We start from the raw sequence: 19690 nt of genomic DNA, 5'->3' as shown, positions 1-19690 counted from the left end.
TTTCCGGTGAACGGCTTAGATCAGGCAAGATCGAACGAGAGGACAAGGCCATGCTGCGCGACGACATCAACAATGCGGTCAAGGAGGCCATGAAGGCCAAGGACGAGCGCAAGCTGTCCACGCTGCGCATGGTCAACTCGACCATCAAGAACGCCGACATCGATGCCCGCGGCAACGGCAAGCCGCCGCTGTCGGATGCCGACCTGCTCGCCGTGCTCCAGAAGATGATCAAGCAGCGTCAGGAGGCGGTCGAGCTCTACGACAAGGGCGGCCGCGCCGAGCTCGCCGCGCAGGAGCGCGAGGAGATCGCGGTGATCTCGGCCTATCTGCCGAAGCAGATGACAGACGACGAGGTGAAGAAGGCGATCGCGGACGCGATCGCCGAGACCGGTGCCGCCGGCATGAAGGACATGGGCAAGGTGATCGCGGTGTTGCGCGCGAAGTATGCGGGACAGATGGATTTCGGCAAGGCGTCTGGTCTCGTGAAGGCCGCGCTGTCGGGCTAGGTCGTCATTCCGGGGCGGTGCGAAGCGCCGAACTATGATGCGCAATTGCGCATCTGAGAATCCATCGTGCTACCGGCCCTGTTGCGAAATGGATTCCGGGCTCGCGCTTTGCGCGCCCCGGAATGACAAGAAGAAACTAGGGGAGGCAACCGATGACCGGCGCCGTCAAATCGTTCCGCATCGCCATCAGCGACGACGTCCTGTCCGACCTCAAATCACGCCTTGCCCGCACGCGCTGGCCGGATGCTGAACTCGTCGATGACTGGAGCCAGGGCGCGCCGCTCAGATGGATCCAGGAGATCTGCGCCTACTGGGCTGATGGTTACGACTGGCGGACGCGCGAGTCGAAGCTCAACCGCTTCGAGCAGTTCACCACCGAGATCGATGGCCTCGACATCCACTTCGTCCATGTGCGCTCGAAGGAGCCGTCGGCGCTGCCGCTGATCATCACCCATGGCTGGCCCGGCTCGATCGTCGAATTCCAGAAGGTGATCGCGCCGCTGGTCGATCCGGCCGCGCACGGCGGCAATCCCGCCGATGCCTTCCATGTGATCTGTCCGTCGCTCCCCGGATATGGCTTCTCGGCGAAACCGAGGACCACCGGATGGGGCGTCGACCGCATCGCCGCGACCTGGGCCAAGCTGATGGACCGTCTTGGTTATGCGCGTTACGGCGCGCAAGGCGGCGACTGGGGCTCGGCGGTGACGGCCTCGCTCGCGGCGCAGGACGCCGGGCATTGCGCCGGCATTCACATCACGCTGTCCTTCATCTCGCCGCCGCGCATCGAGGGCGAGCCGACGCCGGAGGAGAAGCGTGCGCTCGCCGGCCTCAAGCATTACGTCGATCTCGACACCGGCTATTCCAAGCAGCAGTCGACCCGGCCGCAGACGCTCGGTTACGGCCTGACGGATTCACCGAGCGGGCAGGCGGCCTGGATCCTTGAAAAATTCTGGGCCTGGACCGATTGCGACGGCCATCCCGAGAACATCTTCACCAGGGACGAGTTGCTCGACAACGTCATGCTCTACTGGGCGACGGAGACGGCGACCTCGTCGGCGCGGCTCTATTGGGAAAGTTTTGGCAAACGCCGGACGATTCCGGTGGTCAAGGTGCCGACGGGCGTCGCGGCGTTTCCCAAGGAGATCATCACGCCGGTACGGCGCTGGATGGAGCCGAACTTTCACAACATCACGCACTGGAGCGAGATGGAGAAGGGTGGCCATTTCGCCGCCTTCGAGCAGCCGGAGCTGTTCGTGCGCGATGTGCGCAAGTTCTTCGCGACGGTGCGGTAGTCTCGCACTCAGCCGTCATGCCCGGGCTTGTCCCGGGCATCCACGAGCTTAGACTAGGCCGAAGAAGCAGAACGTGGATGGCTGGAACTAGTCCGGCCATGACGCCGAGACCGTGGAAACGCCAGGCCATGCTGACCGAAGCCAAGACCTACGACGAGCTCTATCGCAATTTCCGCTGGGACATCCCTGCGCGCTTCAACATGGCGGAGGCTTGTTGCGATCGCCATGCCGACGGCACCGGCCGTCTCGCGCTGATCTATGTCGACGACAACGGCGCCACCACGCGCACCTCCTTCGACGAGGTCGCCGACATGTCGCGCCGCTTCGCCAATGTGCTGAAGGCGGATGGGCTCACGCGCGGCGACCGCGTCGCGGTGTTCCTGTCGCAGTCGCTGGAACTGCCGATCGCGCACATGGCGGCATTCCGCTCCGGGCTGATCTCGATCCCGCTGTTTGCGCTGTTTGGCGAGGACGCGCTGGAATTCCGCCTGTCGAATTCGCAGGCAAGGGCCATCATCACCGATGAGGCGGGCTGGGAGAAGCTCACCAAGATCCGCGATCGGCTGCCCTATTTGCAGGACATCTATGTTACGAGCGGCGCCGTCCACGCCGGCGCAAAACCGTTCTGGCCGGCGATCGAAACCGCATCCGAGGACTTCGCGACCGTGGACACCTCCGCCGATGATCCCGCGCTGATCATCTACACATCAGGCACAACCGGCAACCCGAAGGGCGCGCTGCATGCGCATCGCGTCGTGCTCGGCCATCTGCCGAACGTCGAGATGTGTCACAACTTCCTGCCGCGCCCCGGCGATCTCATGTGGACGCCGGCGGACTGGGCCTGGATCGGTGGCCTCGTCAACGGCCTCTTGGCATTCTGGTATCATGGCATTCCCCTGGTCGGCCACCGCGCGCGAAAATTCGAGCCGCAGGCGGCGATGCAGATGATGGCCGACCTCGGTGTGCGCAACGTCTTCCTGCCGCCGACCGCGTTGAAGCTGATGCGCCAGGCCGGCGTGAAGCATTCCGGCGTCCAGCTGCGCAGCATTTTTACCGGCGGTGAATCCCTCGGTGGTGAGCTGCTCGGCTGGGTGCGCGAGACTTTCGGCATCGATGCGCATGAAGTGTTCGGCCAGACCGAGTGCAATCTGGTGATCGGCAGCAACTCCAACCTGTTTCCGATCCGCCCGGGTTCGATGGGCAAGGCGACGCCGGGCTTCGACGTCCGCATCGTCGACGACAAGGGCGAGGAAATGCCGCGCGGCCAGCGCGGCATCATCGGCGTGCGCCAGCCCTGTCCCGTCACCATGCTCGAATATTGGCGCAATCCGGAGGCGACGGCGAAGAAATATGCCGGGGAATTCCTGCTCACCGGCGATCTCGGTGTGCAGGATGACGACGGCTATTTCTGGTACGTCAGCCGCGAGGACGACGTCATCACCACGGCCGGCTATCGCGTCGGCCCGTCCGAGATCGAGCATACGCTGATGAAGCATCCCTCGGTCGCCATGGCGGCGGTGGTCGGCATTCCCGATCCGATCCGCACCGAATCGATCAAGGCCTGGATCGTGTTGCGCCCCGGCTTTGCGGGCAGTGACGCACTCGCGCGCGAGATCCAGGAGTTCGTCAAGGTGCAGCTCGCCGCCCACGAATATCCGCGCTTCGTCGAGTTTGCCGAGACGCTGCCGATGACCGCCACCGGCAAGGTGTTGCGGCGCGAGTTGCGGGCGAGGGGGTAGGTTCTCTAAAGTCGGGAACGATGGCAAAGACGTCGCAAGCCGCGGGGCTTCACCGCGCCTCCCTTACGAAGCTGCACGATCTGGATGCGGCGCTGGAGCTGATGTACTACGGCTGGCGCGGGATGACGCTGGAGGCCGATGCATATCTTGCGCAGCAGGGCCTCTCGCGTCCGCACCACCGCATCCTCTACGTGGTGGCGCGCCGCCCCGACATCGCGATCGGCGCGCTGATCGAGACCCTCGGCATTTCCAAGCAGGCCCTCAACCGGCCGCTCAAGCTGTTGCTGGAGCGCAAGCTCCTGACGTCACAGCGCTCGCCCGAGCAGCATCGTTCCAAGCTGCTGCGCCTGACGGTCGCGGGGCAGCGCATCGAGCAGAGGGCATCGGACCACGAACGCAAGGTCCTGCGCGAGGCGTTCGATCGCGCCGGGGCGTCGGAGGCGGCCGCATGGATGGCCGTCATGGAGGCGATCGCCGACAACAACTGACGAAGTCTCAAGTCAACATGATTGACATGAGATGTCGGCTTTGCCACTCTTCCGTTCCGAGCCGGAGGAGAACCGCGTCATGGGCGGATGGAAAATGGATCGCGCGACCGCCGAACGCTTCGTCACGGCATGGTGTGCGAACTGGTGCAGGGTCGATATCGACGCGGTGCTCGCGCATTTTGCCGACCATGCGCAGATGCGCAGCCCTCTGGCGCTGGAGCTGACCGGTTCTCCGGTCGTCACGGGCGTCGAGAATATCCGCGCCTATTGGCGGCAGGCCTATGGCCACATCGAAAGCGCCGACCTGAAGATCCTGAGCTGGAGCTGGGACGACACCTTCGCACGCCTGACGGTGTGGTGGCAGCTCGGCGACACGCGCGCCAGCGAATTCATGGATTTCGACGATGCGGGCCGTGTGGTGCGCAGCGAAGCCTTCTACGGAAAATAACCATGCGTCTTTTGGATATCGTTCTGCTTCTCAACGCGCTCTGGTTCGTCGGTGCCTTCATCCAGTTCAGCATCGCGCAAGCCAACACGCTGAAGATATTGCTGCCGCGGGAAGAGCGCAGCAATCCGATCGCGCCGACGCTGGCCGCCAGCGTGGCGTTCCTCGGCGGGATGAATCTGCCGATCGGGCTGCTGTCGTTCTATCTTCTGGCCGCGCGCCCGTCTTTCTTCCAGCCGATCGAAGCCCAACTCGTGCTGTCCCTGTTCTTTGCCGCCTGCCACTTCAGCCAGTTCGTCTACAACGTTCCGGTCCTGATGCGCGGCGGGCGTGTCGGGGTCGCTTACTGGCCCGTGCTGAAGGGCCCGATGCTCAGGATCTTCGTCATCGACGCGGCCCTGTTCGCGGCCAATCTCGGCGTGGCGCTTCTGCTTGCGTCGGGCGCCTGACAAGCGCGGCGCCTCAGACGAAGGGTGGTGGTATCTGCTGACCGCCCAACTCTTCCGTGCAGGGATCGCGAGAGCGAGCTAACATCGACCCAACAACGCGCGACGAAGATTGCGTGAGGGAGGGAGCCGATGTCCATCTCGGGCAAAGTCGATCCGGTGGTGCGTTCCGTCGCAGCGACCGACATCGCCGAAGCGCTGGTCGAGGGTCTGCGCGATTTCCAGGCGCTGCCGTTGTACGGGCTTTGCTTCGGTGCGCTCTACGCCGCCGGCGGCATCGCCATCATGCTGTGCCTCACCGCCTTTGGTATGGTCTATCTCGTCTATCCGCTGGCCGCCGGCTTCGCACTGATCGGGCCGTTCGTGGCGATCGGCCTCTATGAGGTCAGCCGCCGCCGCGAGCGCGGCGAGCCGGTCTCGTTCGGTGCCATCTGGTCGACGGTGCGCTCCCGCAGCGAGATCGGCTGGATGGCCTTCGTCACGCTGTTCGTGTTCGTGATCTGGATGTACCAGGTGCGGCTCCTGATCGCGCTGCTGCTCGGCCTGCACGCGTCCTTCTCGAGCCTCCAGGAATTCATGACGGTGGTGCTGACCACCAATGAGGGTCTCTTGTTCCTCGCGATCGGCAATGCGGTCGGCGCCGCACTGTCGCTGATTCTGTTCTCGCTGACCGTGGTGTCGTTTCCGCTGCTGCTCGACCGCGAGGTCGATTTCGTCACTGCCATGGTGACGAGCGTGCGCGCGGTGGTGACCAGCCCGTTGCCGATGATCGCCTGGGCCGCGGTGATCGTGATGCTGCTGATCGTCTCGGCGCTGCCTTACTTCCTAGGACTGGTCGTGACGCTGCCGGTGCTGGGGCACGCGACCTGGCACCTCTATCGGCGTCTTGTAGTGCCGGTGTGAGGTCGTCGCCCCCGCGAAGGCGGGGGCCCATAACCACAGGGAGAAGTGCAGGGAAGATTGGTAACCGCGAGTCTTCGCCAAACCTCTTCCTGTGGTTATGGGTCCCGGGCTCGCGCTTCGCGCGCCCCGGGACGACAGTGGTGGCTTAAGGCGTCTTGATCCCCATCGCCTTCAACGCGTCGAGCATCCGCCGTGGCGGACCCATCTGGACGACCAGCGGCTTGCCGGTCTCCAGCACGCTCTTGAGGCCGGACAGGATCGCCGGCCAGCCCTGCCGTCCGCCTTCGAGGATGTCGTCGCTGAGGGGGCGGTCGTGGCCTTCGCTCATGGTGAGCCGGGTCGCTTCGCCGACCTGTTCGATCTCGTAGGTGACGAGGGTCGGGCCGAGCTTCTCGATCAGCTCGGGCCAGTTGACGTTGAAGGTGACCGACAGCCTTCGCGGCGGATCGTATGCGAGAACCTCGCCGCTGATGTGCAGCGCGCCGTCCGGCGTGCGCACGATGAACGCGCCGCCGAGGCGTGGCTCGACCTCCACCGTGTTGCCGAAGAAATACATGCGGCTGAACTCGGCCGATGTCAGCGCCTCCCACACCTTGTCCGGCGTCGAGGCGATGTAGATGGTGTAGACGGTCAGCGGCTTGAATTGCTCCACGTTCATTTTGCGTCGAATCCTTTGTTGAGCGCCGTGCGCGGAATGGCGAGCACCTTGCCTCTCTCCAGCAGGCTCTTGAGTCCGGACAGGATCGCCGGCCAGCCGTTGGAGACGGCGCCGAGGTATTTGCCGCCCTCGACAAAGCCGTCGTGCAGCACGGTCAAACGCACGAGCGAGCCGAACGGTTCGATGGTGAAGACGACGCGTGATATCGGCTCATTGCGTAGTTCCTCGAACTTATGGTGCTTGAAGCTGTAGGAGAGGCGTCGCGGCGGATCGGCCTCGAGGATATCGCCGGAATCGGTGACCTCGCCGTCCAGCATGAGCGCGAAGGGTGAGCCGACTTTCCAGTCGGACCGGACCTCGGCGCCGAACCAGTATTGCTTCGTGAACTCGCTCGACGTCAGCGCCTCCCACAGTCTCTCCGGCGTGGTTTCGATGTAGGTCACGTAGACGAATTGCGGTTTACTCATCGCGCTTCTCCAACTGGCGTTTCAACTCGCTGAGCGCGGCGAGCTTGCCGCGCTCGAATTTCCTGATCCAGCGTTCGCCGATCTGATGGATCGGCACCGGATTGAGATAGTGCAGCTTCTCGCGGCCCTGCCTGACGGCCGTGACCAGATTGGCCTCCTCGAGAATGACGAGATGCTTCGTCACGGCCTGCCGCGTCATCGCGAGGCCCTCGCAGAGTTCGTTCAGTGTCTGGCCGTTCCTGGCGTGAAGCCTGTCCAGCAGCGACCGTCGTGACGCATCGGCGAGCGCTTTGAAGACCTCATCCATGGCAGGGATAATAGGCAACCAAATGGTTGCATGTCAAGCGCCGATCATGCCGAGGGAACAACGCGCGCTGCACCGGCTTCCGTTCCTGCTGCCGGCGTGCATTAATGAGCCGCCACGTCTTCAGCGAGTCTCCGCAAATGATGTCCCTGCAAGCCTATCTCGCCTTCGTCGCCGCCTGCATCGCGCTCGCGCTGCTGCCGGGTCCGATCGTCACCCTCGTCATCGCCAACGGCCTGCGTCACGGCACGCGCGCGGCGCTGACCAACGTCGCGGGCGCGCAGGCCGGCCTTGCTATCGTCATCGGCATCGTCGCGATCGGTCTGACCTCGCTGATGGCGACCATGGGCTACTGGTTCGACTGGGTGCGCTTTGCCGGCGCCGCCTATCTGATCTGGCTCGGCATCAGGCTGATCTGGGCGCCGGTCGAAGGCGTCGACGTCGATGCGCCGCCCCCGCCGCCGCGCGGCGGCTTCTTCCTGCAAGGCTTCCTGGTGCTGCTGTCGAACCCGAAAGTGCTGGTGTTCTTCGGCGCCTTCATTCCGCAGTTCATGGACATGAACCAGCCGCACTTTCCGCAGGTCGCGCTGCTGGGCGCCACCTTCATGGTCACGGCGGTGATGACGGATGCGCTCTACGCCATCGCCGCCGGGCGCGCGCGAAAATTCTTCTCGGCGCGCCGCACGCGCATGATGTCGCGCGTCTCCGGCGGCTTCATGATCGGCGGCGGCATCTGGCTGGCGCTGACAAGGGCGAAGTGAAGCCTACGCCAACAACTTCGCCTTCAGCTCCACCTCGATCTCGGCAAGAATCCGCGCCAGCCGCTCGGCCCATTGTTGCTGGCCGGATTGATCCGCGATCAGGTCCTGGCGGATCTCGATGCCGGTGTTGACGAGACCGCGCGCTTCGCCGTGCACGGGGATGGTGTAGTCGGTGACGTCGCTCACCGCGTAGGGCTCGTTGTCGCCGACGACGAGATCGCTCTCGGCACGCAAATGCCCGAGCAGGAGCTGCGGCAGCACGGTGTCGCGGTTGTAGAGCGCGCCGATGTGCCAGGGCCGCGCGACGCCGGCATAGACCGGCGTGAAGCTGTGCAGCGACACCAGCACGGTGGGCTGCTCGTCGTGCAGGCGGCGATTGATCGTGGCCTCGATGCGGTGATGATACGGCTCGAAGATCTCGCGTCGCCGTGCCGCGCGCTCGCCCTCGGAGATTGCTTCATTGCGCGGGATCGCGGTCGCTTCGGAGATGACCGGGATCGAGCTCACTGCGGTCGGCGGCCGGTTGCAGTCGATCACCAGCCGCGAATAGCGCTGCGCGATCAGGTGCGCATCCAGCATCTCCGCCAGCCGTTCGGCGACGCCGGCGATGCCGATGTCCCAGGCGATGTGCCTGCCAAGCTCGCTTTCGGCGATGCCGAGATCACCGAGCGCGCGCGGCAGCGCCCGTCCGTAATGATCCGCGGTGAGCAGGAAGGGCGATCGCCCCGTGATGTTGGCCTCATGAACCGGATCGATGTCGCCCTTGCCCAGCAGTTGAGAGGGCGCGCAGGTTACGTCTGAAGCCATTCGGGATTGCCTGTCGAAGCAGCAGCTATTCGTGACTGGACCAAGCTATAGAAGAGGCGACCTCAAAGCACCACCGTGACGACGGCTTGAATGAGCGCCTGCTCGCAGGCTAACAAGCGCCCATGACCTCCGATCGTCTGTTCGTCTACGGCACCCTGATGCGCGGCTTCGACCATCCGATGGCGCGGCTGCTCGCGGCCCATGCCGATTTCCTTGGCGAGGCGACCTGCCGCGGCAGGCTCGTGCTGGTGAAGCATTATCCGGGGCTGCTGTTGTCGGACGCGCCGTCCGACATCGTCCATGGCGAGCTTTTCCACCTGCGTGCGGGCGACGAACTCCTGCGCGAGCTCGACATGTACGAAGCCTGCGGCGAGGGTTTTCCGGAGCCGACCGAATATCTGCGCATGCTCGTCGACGTGACGCTGCCGGATGGCGTCACGGAGAAAGCGTGGACCTACGTCTACAATTGGCCCGTCACCGACCTGCCGCGCATCGAGTCCGGTCGTTTTCTCGAGCACTGACGGCGGATGTGGACTTCACCTCGCCCCGCTTGCGGGGAGAGGTCGGCTTGCATCGAAGATGCGATCCGGATGAGGGGGACTCTCCGCGAGTCCAATTCTCACCGTCCTTGTGGAGACTCCCCCTCACCCCAACCCTCTCCCCGCAAGCGGGGCGAGGGAGCGCACCTTCATCGTGGCCGGCAGCTCAAGCATTAAGCCGACAGCACTTCCTTCACCACGCGCACGTCGATCTCGCGCTCGACATAGGTCCACTCCTCGGTGCGCCGGAGCATTGCCACCAGCTCCTCGAACAGCGCGGCATCTGCGGGTGCGAATTCGAACCAGGTCAGGAAATCGAAGGGCCCGCCGAGGTCGCGGCTGTGGTAGAGCTGCCGCGCGATGGCGGGCAGGTAGGGCAGGCTGCTCGCGATGTGGTGCGACTTGTCCTCGAAGATCCTGCGACGCTCTTCCTGCGTCAGCTCCCACCAGGCTTGCGACTTGCGGATCGGGATCAGCGCAGCGCTGGTTGCTTCCGGCCGGCCGAGCCCGGCTTGCACGGCCACGAGCTGCTCCTTCTCGGCACGCTCGGTGTAGCGCAGCGCGCTTGCGATGCCGACCAGCCGCCACGCATTGCGCGAGGGCACCTGCGGCAATGCGACGGCCTCGCTGTCGGTCACCGACAGCGCCGGCATGAAGGGCAGGGGCTCGCCCGTCACGGGCGACATCGAGGTCACGCGCCAACCCCCGCTGTGGCCGCCTCGAAACGTCCTGAACATGGCGCTATGGAAGCGTGGAACCGGGCAGGGTTCAAGACCCAGCTGCTGTCATTTCCGGGCCCTGACGGTGAAACCGCCCTTGGCTGCGTGGGCTCGCGCCCTGGAATGACGAGCTTTCTAGTCGGGATTAAGTTCCGCGTCCCCGGATCACGCCCGCTTCTTCGGCTTGGACTTCTGCTGCATGTACGAGCGCAGCACCGCATTGATGCGCCGCTGATAACCCTCGCCCTCGCGTTTGAAGAAGTCGAGGACATCCTCGTCGACGCGGATAGAGATGGCTTTTTTCTTCGGCGGTACGATCAGAACGGCGTCCGACCAGTCGATATCGATCGGCACCGCATCTGGATCGTTGGCGACAGCCTCGGCGATGTCTTCATCGGTCAGCGCATCGACGCGGGCCCAGTCGGTCTTACCCTTCCGGCGATCGCCCCATTTTCGCGTTACGATATTCTCTTTCTTCATTCTTTCTTGCGCGACGTGCCGAGATGATTCGGAGCGCATTCTTCCGCCAAGTGTACGCTACGGCGATGATGCGTCCTTGGATTTCACCTAAGGCTATCCAGCGCTCCTCATTCTTTCGGTTTGACCTGCTAACCAAGATGTCTCCGTAAAAAATCTCCGTAGCATCTTCAAAATCAATTCCGTGTTTCTCTAAATTGCTCGCGCGCTTAGTCTCATCCCATTCGAACGCGGAAATCTGTTCGAGCGGAATCCTCGATTCGTCGACAGCCATGCTTGTGGCCCTTTAATTTCCGTTGGATCCCATTCATTTGAAATATCTCCTATGTCGATATCCCTCGGACGGTTGATCGCCATCCTCGGTAGGTTCCTCGGCAAGCTAAGGCCATTTCATACGAGGCGCTCCTTTTAGTATGTGCAAATGTATATACGTAAGTGTATATACATTTGTCAATCTTCGTCTTAAGTGGGAGTAGGTTGCGGTCTTGCCAATCCGCTGATGGGCTGTGGAAAGGTGTGAAAACGTGGATTGACCAGAACAAAATAAGAACATACTATTTTTGGCTCTGGTGTGGCTGCCTGCGATTCGTGACTGTCGCGAGCAGAGCGTGTCTACGCTTCCCTCGGAATTTGTTGTGAGTGAGATAGCGCATGCGCTTCCCGCCTAGCTTTCTAGACGAGCTGAAAGCGCGTCTGCCGATTTCAGACGTCGTGGGACGGCGTGTGAAATTGAAGAGGGCCGGTCGCGAATGGAAGGGGCTGTCTCCATTCCAGCAAGAGAAGACCCCATCGTTCACGGTCAACGACCAGAAGCAATTTTATCACGACTTCTCGACCGGTAAGCACGGCAATATCTTCGATTTTGTAATGGAGACGGAGGGCGTCTCCTTTCCGGAAGCCGTAGAGCGTCTGGCTGGCCTTGCTGGGCTGCCACTGCCCCGTACTTCTCGAGAGGAAGAGCAGAGAGAGCATAGGCAAAAGTCTCTCTTTGACGTCATGGAGCTTGCGACGAAGTATTTCGAGCAGAATCTTGCGTCAAATTTGGGAGCTCAAGCTCGAGGATATCTTTCCGATCGCGGCATTGTTCCTTCGACAAATGTCGAGTTCAGGCTCGGCTATGCGCCTGCAAGTCGATATGGATTGAAGGAATTTCTGGGTTCTAAGGGCGTATCCGTTGCGGACATGATCGAGACTGGCTTGCTAATAGCCGGTGATGACATTCCCGTGCCGTACGATCGCTTCCGCGATCGCGTAATCATTCCTATACACGATCAGCGCGGCCGAGTGGTCGGGTTTGGTGGTCGCGCTTTGAAAAGCGACGTGCAGCCCAAATACCTTAATTCGCCGGAGACCTCGATCTTCCACAAAGGGTCCGTCGTTTTCAACTTCCATCGTGCCCGTGAGCCCGCTCACAAGGCCGGTTCAGTCGTGGCCGTAGAGGGGTACATGGATGCCATAGCGATTTCGCAAGCTGGTATCAAAAGTGTTGTTGCAACGATGGGCACGGCATTCACTGAAGAGCAGATCGCAACTCTCTGGCGATTGTCGCCAGAACCTGTGATTTGCTTCGACTCTGATCGCGCCGGCGTTGCGGCGGCGCACCGTTCTATCGATCGGATCTTGCCATTGCTGACAGTCGGGCGCGCTTTTCGCTTTGCGTTTATGACTGAGCAAAAGGATCCCGACGATCTCATTCGTGAAAAAGGAGTTGAAGCATTTAAAAGCGTACTCGCGGGCTCTTTGCCAATGTGGGACGTTCTCTGGGAGCGAGAGATCGCTGGCACAGATGTGAGAACTCCAGACAAACAGGCGGCACTCGAACAGAAGTTGTATGGACTAGTTCGCACTATCAAAGACCCCAACGTTCACAAGGCCTATTTTCGTACCTGCAGGATGCAGCTTGCGAGCCTCTTTTGGCAGATCGGAAGGGGAAAGGCATCGAAGGACGATGGGCCGAGCAAGCTCGTACGCGACAGGGTCAAGATTTCGAAGGATGGACCTCGCTATGGCCTGCAGCGTGTCCTACTCGGAATGTTGGTCCATTATCCCGATCTGCTGGATGAAAAGCAGGACGAGGTTTTTCGTCTGCAGTTTGCAACGGAGCTTCAGACCTTCTGGGAAGCGCTTCATCAACTGCTGATCGACGAAGAGCAGTTAACGGTCCAGCTCATCTATCGACGGCTGGGGCCAAGCTTCTACGAAACGTTGGAAAGTATTCACGGTGACGAGGCAGAAGGGCGGCCTAGGGGTTATCGGCTCTTTCGGCGGTTTCCGATTTTGAAGAAGGATCCACCCAGGGATTTCATCTCTCGATGTATGGACCACTTTATTCGGATCATTCACCTTCACCAGATGGACGATGATATCGCACGGGTCCAGTTCGAGGCCGGGCAGCCCGGTGGAGACGGGGCCATGGAGCAGTTGGTGAATCTCGTGAATGTTCGGCATGAAACTCATGCGGAAATTCAAGCCGAAGGGCTGATTCTTGCCGAGGAAGCTAACGTCCTAACCCGAATCTGGTCGCCAGAGCCGGCTAGTCTGCAAGTTTCGGCCTAGTTCGAGGTATCATTGTACCTGGAGATGGTATTTCTTCTTGCGGTTCAAAGCTTGACTACTACTTAGCAAGTCGAACTGGTCGATAGTGGGGTTTTGGCGAGCTGTCGGGTCGGTTCCAGAAGAGCGTGTGATGAAAGAATCATGCGGACGGCCGGGGCCGGAACCGCTAAAAGACTCGCCAAATCCAAGGTTTGGCGGCAAAAACAGGGTTAATCGAGGCTTAACGGTCTTGTAGCACTTTGGCCCAGAGGCGGCCGCAGGCAGAACAGACGCGTCAGGAATGAATCCGCGCAAGCTCTGTTGGGACTACACCTGCATCCGCTGCGACAAAGAGGCTCACGAAGCGTTAGGCAATTCCGGCGAGAGAAAGTTGGGGGTGGCGAGAGTTAGGTGCGCCGCCCTTTCCGTGTCGAGAGCTGCCGAAGCGAGAGCGTCGAGCAACAGGTTCAAGTGAATTCAGGCGGACGCGGCGAACGTCCGGCATGAAGCGCGTTTAGGAGCAATGGATGGCCACCAAGGCAAAGACGCTGCAGGCGAAGGACAAGGAAAAAGACGACAAGGCAGCGGACGCGCCGGAGAAGGATTCCCAGGACGCGCCCTCGCCCTTGCTCGACCTGTCCGACGCGGCCGTGAAGAAGATGATCAAGCAGGCCAAGAAGCGCGGCTTCGTGACCTTCGATCAGCTCAACGAAGTGCTGCCGTCCGACCAGACCTCGCCCGAACAGATCGAGGACATCATGTCGATGCTCTCGGACATGGGCATCAACGTCACCGAAGCCGACGACAGCGAAGGCGAGGAGGACAAGGACGAGGGCGAGGACGAGACCGACAACGAGCTCGTCGAGGTCACCCAGAAGGCCGTCACCGAGGTCAAGAAGAGCGAGCCGGGCGAGCGCACCGACGATCCCGTGCGCATGTATCTGCGCGAGATGGGCACGGTCGAGCTCTTGTCCCGCGAAGGCGAAATCGCGATTGCCAAGCGCATCGAGGCCGGCCGCGAGGCGATGATCGCAGGCCTCTGCGAGAGCCCGCTGACCTTCCAGGCCATCATCATCTGGCGCGACGAGCTCAACGAAGGCAAGATCTTCCTCCGCGACATCATCGATCTCGAAGCGACCTATGCCGGTCCCGACGCCAAGGGCGGCATGAACACCGCGATGATCGGCGGTCCCGCCGGCGAGAACGGCGAAGCGCCGGCCGAGGGCGGCGAGGCCGCACCGGCAACCGGCGCTGCGCCCGCGCATGTCGCGCCGCCCGCCGCTCCCCCGTCGCCGACCCCGTTCCGTGCCGCGCCCGCCGCCGGTGACGGCGAAGGCGGCGAGAAGGATCCGGGCGAGGCCGCGGCCGAAGCCGACATGGACGACGACGAGTTCGAGAACCAGATGTCGCTCGCGGCGATCGAGGCCGAACTCAAGCCGAAGGTCGTCGAGATCTTCGACAAGATCGCCGACAGCTATAAGAAGCTGCGCAAGCTTCAGGAGCAGGACATCCAGAACCAGCTCCAGAACGAGTCGCTCTCGCCGCACCAGGAGCGCAAGTACAAGAAGCTGAAGGACGAGATCATCGTCGAGGTGAAGTCGCTGCGCCTCAACCAGGCCCGCATCGACTCGCTCGTCGAGCAGCTCTACGACATCAACAAGCGCCTCGTCTCGCATGAGGGCCGCCTGATGCGCCTTGCCGACAGCCACGGCGTCGCGCGCGAGGACTTCCTGCGCAACTACACCGGCTCGGAGCTCGATCCGCGCTGGCTCAACCGCGTGTCCAAACTCTCGGCCAAGGGCTGGAAGAACTTCGTCCACCACGAGAAGGACCGCATCAAGGACCTTCGCCATGAGGTGCATCAGCTCGCGGCGCTGACCGGGCTCGAGATCGTCGAGTTCCGCAAGATCGTGCATTCCGTGCAGAAGGGCGAGCGCGAGGCACGGCAGGCCAAGAAGGAGATGGTGGAAGCCAACCTGCGTCTCGTGATCTCGATCGCCAAGAAGTACACCAACCGCGGCCTGCAGTTCCTCGACCTGATCCAGGAAGGCAACATCGGCCTGATGAAGGCGGTCGACAAGTTCGAGTACCGCCGCGGCTACAAGTTCTCGACCTACGCCACGTGGTGGATCCGGCAGGCGATCACCCGCTCGATCGCCGACCAGGCGCGCACCATCCGCATCCCCGTGCACATGATCGAGACGATCAACAAGATCGTGCGCACTTCCCGCCAGATGCTCAACGAGATCGGCCGCGAGCCGACCCCGGAAGAGCTCGCCGAGAAGCTCGGCATGCCGCTCGAAAAAGTCCGCAAGGTCCTCAAGATCGCCAAGGAGCCCTTGTCGCTCGAAACGCCCGTCGGTGACGAAGAGGATTCACATCTCGGCGATTTCATCGAGGACAAGAACGCGATCCTGCCGATCGACGCCGCGATCCAGTCCAACCTGCGCGAGACCACCACGCGTGTGCTCGCCTCGCTCACGCCGCGCGAAGAGCGCGTGCTCCGCATGCGCTTCGGCATCGGCATGAACACCGACCACACGCTGGAAGAAGTCGGCCAGCAGTTCAGCGTGACGCGCGAGCGTATCCGCCAGATCGAAGCGAAGGCGCTGCGCAAGCTGAAGCATCCGTCAAGGAGCCGGAAGCTGCGGTCGTTCCTGGACAACTAATTCGGATTGTCATGCCCGGGCTCGACCCGGGCATCCATCCAAACAAAAATGGCGGGCCGCAAAGCCCGCCGTTCTTTTCTATCGCCCATTCGGTGGCGAACGTCGCCATAGCTATCGTCTCGCTGCGGTATGCCGCTAAGAGGACTTGGTCCGCCATTGCTCCTGCGTGGTCACGGCTGGCGCTAATCGGCATTATCGCGGGCTTGGGCGCGACCTCCCAGATGAAATTAGTTTTCCCCTATGCCTTCGAATGACTATCGGGCAAAAAGAGCGAATTTCGCAGCATCTTCAATGCCATGCTTGGCGGTCGATAGCGTAGGCGGCCCTCTCTCAGCGATAATTGCGTTCATCCTTTGAAAGCGTGCAGCGGCATTCCGCTGAAATATCCTCGCCTCCGAAACAGCACTCGCTTCGCGAGTAGAGCGTTTCTCGGCTCGCGGCGATCGTAGGATCGACTCCGGATCAGGCGGGCATCCTTGTTCGAATCTTCCGATTCGTGCCTTTCCCAGCATCAAAAAATGCCCGGTCCTGCTTTGGCAATCGCTTCACCGTCGGTAGGCCGCAAGGAGGATTTGATCCGACATTGCTCTTGCGCGGTCACGACTGGCGCTAATTGGCATTATCGCGACCGTCGGCCTATCGCCTCGACCATAATTATCGATATGCCAGCAAATTCAAAATTATCTATCGATTTCGCAAAATAAATTAGCGTATACAATAGTTTACGTAGTACAAGATAAATCACATAGTCAAGTCAATTAGCTAAAATATATCTGATGCGAAGGGGTGTCGAGATTATGATCCCTTCTAAAGGATGGGTACGTATGCAGGGAAAAAAGTGCAGAATTTGACGTCGTGTCGGGGGTGACGATGGGGGTCTGTTGCCGGACTTGCGATCCAATACAATTTCATATATCATACGGATTGTATCCATAAATTATCCATTTTAGCCGGAAGGCGAACGTAGAGAAAACGTATGGAAAACGAAAGTATGGAGCTTCGGCTGCAGAGGCTTGAAGAACGGGTGGAGAGGCTTGAAAGACTGATAGGCGGCGAAAGCCGCGAAGCTGTCGCTAAAGAGCGAAAGCTCTCAGCAAAGGAGTTCATGCTCTCCAAGAAATTGAAATCAGAAACGCAGAAGGTGTTGGCATTGGCCTACTTCCTCGAGCGTGAAGAGGGCATCGCGTCATTCAATGTTTCGGACTTGGAGTCGGCTTTCCGCTCGGCCCGCGAGAAGTTGCCAAAAAATATGAATGACGCGGTCAACAAGAATATTGCGCGAGGCTTCCTCATGGGAACGAGCGAAAAGAAAGATTCGAAGAAGGCTTGGCAACTAACGTCAACCGGTGAACGGCACGTCGAGCATGAACTCAATTGAGTCTTAGGAGCTGTTCGTGGAAAAGCTTGTACCTCTCGATGCGATGACCAAGGTTGTCGAAGTTCTGTCACCGCTATCGTCTGAAGATCGTGCCCGAGTGATAGGAGCAGCGCTAGCGTTGCTGGGCGACGCTCAATCGATGATCGCGGCGCCGACCTTTGGTGGGTCCAAGGCCGACGGCGTCGAACTCGATGCCCTGCCGTCTCGGGCGAAGTCGTGGATGAGCCAGCACGGAGTTTCAACTGTCGAGCTTCAGCAAATCTTCCACATAGAAGGCGGAGTAGCTGACTTCATTGCAGCGGTGCCTGGGCGGAATAAGAAAGAGCAGACCTACAATGCCTATGTACTAACTGGGCTTGGCCAACTCCTCTGCACTGGTGCTCCCACATTTGCAGACAAGGCGGCCCGTGCGTTGTGCGAAATTTCGGGTTGCTACGACAGCGCAAATCACGCGGCCCACATGAAAGACAAGGGAAACGAGTTTACCGGCTCGAAGGACAAGGGGTGGACACTTACGGCTCCCGGGCTGAAGCGCGCGGCTGAACTCATAAAAGAACTGCAGAAGTGATCCCGATTCTAAGCAAGCCAACGAGTTGCTCCGATGAATGATGAAGTAAATCAGTTTCTAAGTTCAGTCAGTGAGGCCGCTTCGCTGAAGTATTCCGATCTTGTTGATTTGTTCGTCTACTACTTAACCGTCAAGGGAAATGCTCCTGCAGCAACAGTAACGCAAGTCGGCGAGTGCTTCCGGGCATGCGATCTAGCGCTGCCATCGCGACTCGCGCCATATCTTTCCGATGGGCTAAAGTCGAATCCGCCAAGGTTCGTGAAGGCGAACGGCGGTTACAAACTGCAGCGGGGTTACAGAGAGGTTGTCGCTAGGCGCCATGGCCTTGATTTGATCGAGCTACCAGCCAAGTTTGGCCCTTCATCTAAAGCGCTGGGCAAGGGAGAAAACGGTGCGCCTTCCGCCGAGGCGGCAGGTGCGGATCCCCGATCGAAGTCGATCTTTGTTGTGCATGGGCACAACGAGGCAATGAAGCAAACGGTTGCGCGATACGTCGAGGGACTTGGTCTTCTTCCAATAATTCTCCACGAGCAGGTGAATCAAGGAAAGACCATCATCGAAAAGTTCGAGCGAAATGCTGCTCAGGCGGGCTTCGCGGTGGTACTCATGAGTGCGGACGATGAGGGAGGGCCAGCAAACAGGCCAGAGCTTCGGCGTCCTCGAGCGAGGCAAAACGTTGTAGTTGAACTAGGATACTTCACCGGTCTCTTGGGGCGATCCAAGGTCTGCGTTCTGGTGTCCGATGATCTTGAGATACCCAGCGACTATCTTGGCGTTGTCTATACAAAGTTCGATGCACTGGGGGCATGGAAGATGGATTTGGCCAAGGAGCTTGCGTCTGCAGGCTATATGATCAATCCAGCAGCGTTGCTGCGGTGATTTCCCGCATCGTCACTAGGCAATAGACTTGCTGCCAACAAGTGCGCAATTTACCGGTAGCTCGCCTACTTCTTCTTCGCCCCGACCCGCTCGATCCGCTTGATCTCCAGCGCCGGGCGGCCGCTCTTCTCGGCGATCTCGCGGTCCTGCTCCATGATGAAGCCGCGCGCGGGCTCGTCGCCGTCGAGGCCGCCGAGCAGTTCAGTGGGCACGCGGCGGTTGGAGCGCTGGGAATCGTCTTCATAGACGACGTTGAAGAAGGCGAATTCGCCCTTGGGATTGGTTCCGGGTTTTTTGGCCATGGCGGCTTGTCGTCGATCAGGGGGCCGCAGTCAAATGACTTCGCGCTTTGTCGACATGCGCGTCGCGCCGGAGCGCTTGTCTGGCCGGCGATGGGGGCTGTTTGATCGCGATCGTTTATGGGGGGCGGCGCCAGGTGACTGCTGTCTCAAAAAATAAACGGCGGACCGCGAAGGTCCGCCGTTTACTTTGGTCTTCAGCATCGCCCGGGGCTGGCAGGGCGACAACCTTAAATAGAAGACTATAGCTCGCATCCTGCGATGGCAAGGCAAATCGGGCGGCATGGATGTCGCAGCCAGCGCAGCAGATATGCGCTGATCGTGGAGCCCGTTTCGGCGGGTTCCTCGATACAGATGGTTGGACAGCCTAAACACTTCGTTCACCTTGTCGCCCTCGCAATTGCAGCGAGAGAATGCACCTTCCGCGTGTAAATATTACGGTCTGCATCTCTTCCCTATGGCATGCGAAAGGTCTCATCGCGCATGCGGCGAGTTCCGTCCGTGCGGAACTCAGCGCGCGCGCCGCGCCAACTCCTGCGCGGCAAGCTGCGATCCATGTCCGCCGCCGCCTCGACCATCCTTCTCCTTGCGTCCCTGCGCCATGATCGCGCTGCCCATCGCGGCCGAGCCGAAGGTGATGAGGAAGGAGGCGAGCAGCAACAGCAGTGCAATGCCCGGTGAGCTGTCGGCGAAGATGAGCTCGCGCAGATGCGAGGGGTTGAGCCGGAGCAGCCCGCCGACGAGGAGCGCCGCGGCGCAGGCGCCGATCGCAAGGTTGATGGCGAGGAGGCGGAACAGGGGGATGCGGAGG

The 19690-nt window shown here is 60.8% G+C and carries 24 protein-coding genes; 15 read left to right on the top strand and 9 right to left on the bottom strand.

The annotated features are described in order from the left end of the window. Positions 1 to 50 precede the first annotated feature (50 nt). The 7 genes from GPL20_RS04990 to GPL20_RS04960 all read left to right on the top strand — a co-directional run bounded on the left by GPL20_RS04990 (position 51) and on the right by GPL20_RS04960 (position 5819). On the top strand, positions 51 to 506 hold the full coding sequence (locus GPL20_RS04990; RefSeq protein ID WP_157328304.1) for a GatB/YqeY domain-containing protein: 456 nt from the start codon (positions 51 to 53) through the stop codon (positions 504 to 506). 152 nt (positions 507 to 658) lie between these two features. Beyond that, positions 659 to 1798, top strand: coding sequence for an epoxide hydrolase family protein (locus tag GPL20_RS04985; protein ID WP_157328302.1), 1140 nt, complete (start codon positions 659 to 661; stop codon positions 1796 to 1798). A gap of 128 nt (positions 1799 to 1926) precedes the next feature. Next, positions 1927 to 3537, top strand: coding sequence for an acyl-CoA synthetase (locus GPL20_RS04980; protein WP_157328300.1), 1611 nt, complete (start codon positions 1927 to 1929; stop codon positions 3535 to 3537). A 20-nt stretch (positions 3538 to 3557) separates the two neighbouring features. Then, positions 3558 to 4025 (top strand): MarR family winged helix-turn-helix transcriptional regulator, encoded by a 468-nt coding sequence (locus GPL20_RS04975; RefSeq protein WP_157328298.1) that lies wholly within the window; start codon positions 3558 to 3560, stop codon positions 4023 to 4025. Positions 4026 to 4104: 79 nt separating this feature from the next. Next, positions 4105 to 4473 (top strand): nuclear transport factor 2 family protein, encoded by a 369-nt coding sequence (locus GPL20_RS04970; RefSeq protein WP_157328296.1) that lies wholly within the window; start codon positions 4105 to 4107, stop codon positions 4471 to 4473. Positions 4474 to 4475: 2 nt separating this feature from the next. Beyond that, positions 4476 to 4919 carry a hypothetical protein gene (locus GPL20_RS04965; RefSeq protein ID WP_157328294.1) on the top strand — a complete coding sequence of 148 codons (444 nt, stop codon included), beginning with the start codon at positions 4476 to 4478 and terminating at the stop codon, positions 4917 to 4919. A gap of 129 nt (positions 4920 to 5048) precedes the next feature. Further along, positions 5049 to 5819, top strand: a complete 771-nt coding sequence (locus tag GPL20_RS04960; protein WP_157328292.1) for a DUF2189 domain-containing protein — start codon at positions 5049 to 5051, stop codon at positions 5817 to 5819. Between the two features lie 145 nt (positions 5820 to 5964). Here GPL20_RS04960 and GPL20_RS04955 read toward each other — a convergent pair whose 3' ends face one another. The 3 genes from GPL20_RS04955 to GPL20_RS04945 are packed head-to-tail and all read right to left on the bottom strand — an operon-like array spanning position 5965 to position 7251. Beyond that, positions 5965 to 6477 (bottom strand): SRPBCC family protein, encoded by a 513-nt coding sequence (locus GPL20_RS04955; protein WP_157328290.1) that lies wholly within the window; start codon positions 6475 to 6477, stop codon positions 5965 to 5967. After that, positions 6474 to 6944 carry an SRPBCC family protein gene (locus GPL20_RS04950; protein WP_157328288.1) on the bottom strand — a complete coding sequence of 157 codons (471 nt, stop codon included), beginning with the start codon at positions 6942 to 6944 and terminating at the stop codon, positions 6474 to 6476. The genes GPL20_RS04955 and GPL20_RS04950 overlap by 4 nt, the downstream gene beginning before the upstream one ends. Continuing rightward, positions 6937 to 7251, bottom strand: a complete 315-nt coding sequence (locus GPL20_RS04945; RefSeq protein ID WP_157328286.1) for an ArsR/SmtB family transcription factor — start codon at positions 7249 to 7251, stop codon at positions 6937 to 6939. Before GPL20_RS04945 ends, GPL20_RS04950 begins: the two co-directional genes overlap by 8 nt. A gap of 137 nt (positions 7252 to 7388) precedes the next feature. Between GPL20_RS04945 and GPL20_RS04940 the strand changes: the two genes are divergently transcribed. Further along, a complete protein-coding gene (locus GPL20_RS04940; protein WP_205751137.1) occupies positions 7389 to 8009 on the top strand; it encodes a LysE family translocator in 621 nt (206 codons plus the stop codon). A gap of 3 nt (positions 8010 to 8012) precedes the next feature. Here GPL20_RS04940 and GPL20_RS04935 read toward each other — a convergent pair whose 3' ends face one another. Beyond that, entirely contained in the window at positions 8013 to 8816 is an 804-nt protein-coding gene (locus GPL20_RS04935; RefSeq protein ID WP_157328284.1) for an N-formylglutamate amidohydrolase, read from the bottom strand. Positions 8817 to 8938: 122 nt separating this feature from the next. Here GPL20_RS04935 and GPL20_RS04930 point away from each other — a divergent pair, with 122 nt between their 5' ends. Further along, entirely contained in the window at positions 8939 to 9337 is a 399-nt protein-coding gene (locus GPL20_RS04930) for a gamma-glutamylcyclotransferase family protein (protein WP_157328283.1), read from the top strand. Between the two features lie 191 nt (positions 9338 to 9528). Here the strand turns inward: GPL20_RS04930 and GPL20_RS04925 are convergent, their stop codons facing one another. The 3 genes from GPL20_RS04925 to GPL20_RS04915 all read right to left on the bottom strand — a co-directional run bounded on the left by GPL20_RS04925 (position 9529) and on the right by GPL20_RS04915 (position 10825). Continuing rightward, positions 9529 to 10092, bottom strand: coding sequence for a chlorite dismutase family protein (locus GPL20_RS04925; protein ID WP_157328281.1), 564 nt, complete (start codon positions 10090 to 10092; stop codon positions 9529 to 9531). A gap of 147 nt (positions 10093 to 10239) precedes the next feature. Continuing rightward, positions 10240 to 10593, bottom strand: a complete 354-nt coding sequence (locus GPL20_RS04920) for a BrnA antitoxin family protein (RefSeq protein ID WP_246250115.1) — start codon at positions 10591 to 10593, stop codon at positions 10240 to 10242. Continuing rightward, entirely contained in the window at positions 10502 to 10825 is a 324-nt protein-coding gene (locus tag GPL20_RS04915; protein WP_157328279.1) for a BrnT family toxin, read from the bottom strand. The genes GPL20_RS04920 and GPL20_RS04915 overlap by 92 nt, the downstream gene beginning before the upstream one ends. Before the next feature lie 377 nt (positions 10826 to 11202). Here GPL20_RS04915 and dnaG point away from each other — a divergent pair, with 377 nt between their 5' ends. From dnaG to GPL20_RS04885, 6 genes are all read left to right on the top strand, one after another. Next, entirely contained in the window at positions 11203 to 13107 is a 1905-nt protein-coding gene (gene dnaG / locus GPL20_RS04910; protein WP_157328277.1) for a DNA primase, read from the top strand. 506 nt (positions 13108 to 13613) lie between these two features. Next, entirely contained in the window at positions 13614 to 15755 is a 2142-nt protein-coding gene (gene rpoD / locus GPL20_RS04905) for an RNA polymerase sigma factor RpoD (RefSeq protein ID WP_157328275.1), read from the top strand. 11 nt (positions 15756 to 15766) lie between these two features. Then, on the top strand, positions 15767 to 16009 hold the full coding sequence (locus tag GPL20_RS04900) for a hypothetical protein (protein ID WP_157328273.1): 243 nt from the start codon (positions 15767 to 15769) through the stop codon (positions 16007 to 16009). 722 nt (positions 16010 to 16731) lie between these two features. After that, a complete protein-coding gene (locus GPL20_RS04895) occupies positions 16732 to 17133 on the top strand; it encodes a Clp protease/crotonase-like domain-containing protein (protein WP_157328271.1) in 402 nt (133 codons plus the stop codon). A gap of 16 nt (positions 17134 to 17149) precedes the next feature. Further along, positions 17150 to 17701 carry a hypothetical protein gene (locus GPL20_RS04890; protein ID WP_157328269.1) on the top strand — a complete coding sequence of 184 codons (552 nt, stop codon included), beginning with the start codon at positions 17150 to 17152 and terminating at the stop codon, positions 17699 to 17701. A 33-nt stretch (positions 17702 to 17734) separates the two neighbouring features. Then, positions 17735 to 18580 (top strand): TIR domain-containing protein, encoded by an 846-nt coding sequence (locus tag GPL20_RS04885; RefSeq protein ID WP_157328267.1) that lies wholly within the window; start codon positions 17735 to 17737, stop codon positions 18578 to 18580. 65 nt (positions 18581 to 18645) lie between these two features. Here GPL20_RS04885 and GPL20_RS04880 read toward each other — a convergent pair whose 3' ends face one another. Beyond that, on the bottom strand, positions 18646 to 18882 hold the full coding sequence (locus GPL20_RS04880; RefSeq protein ID WP_157328265.1) for a hypothetical protein: 237 nt from the start codon (positions 18880 to 18882) through the stop codon (positions 18646 to 18648). Between the two features lie 507 nt (positions 18883 to 19389). After that, a partial coding sequence (locus GPL20_RS04875) for a hypothetical protein (protein ID WP_157328263.1) occupies positions 19390 to 19690 on the bottom strand: 301 nt, incomplete at its 5' end.

It is taken from the genome of Bradyrhizobium cajani (assembly GCF_009759665.1).
GTDB classification, from domain to species: Bacteria; Pseudomonadota; Alphaproteobacteria; order Rhizobiales; family Xanthobacteraceae; genus Bradyrhizobium; species Bradyrhizobium cajani.
Note: the sequence above shows the minus strand (reverse complement) of the source record. Positions and strands in the feature narration are given on the sequence as shown.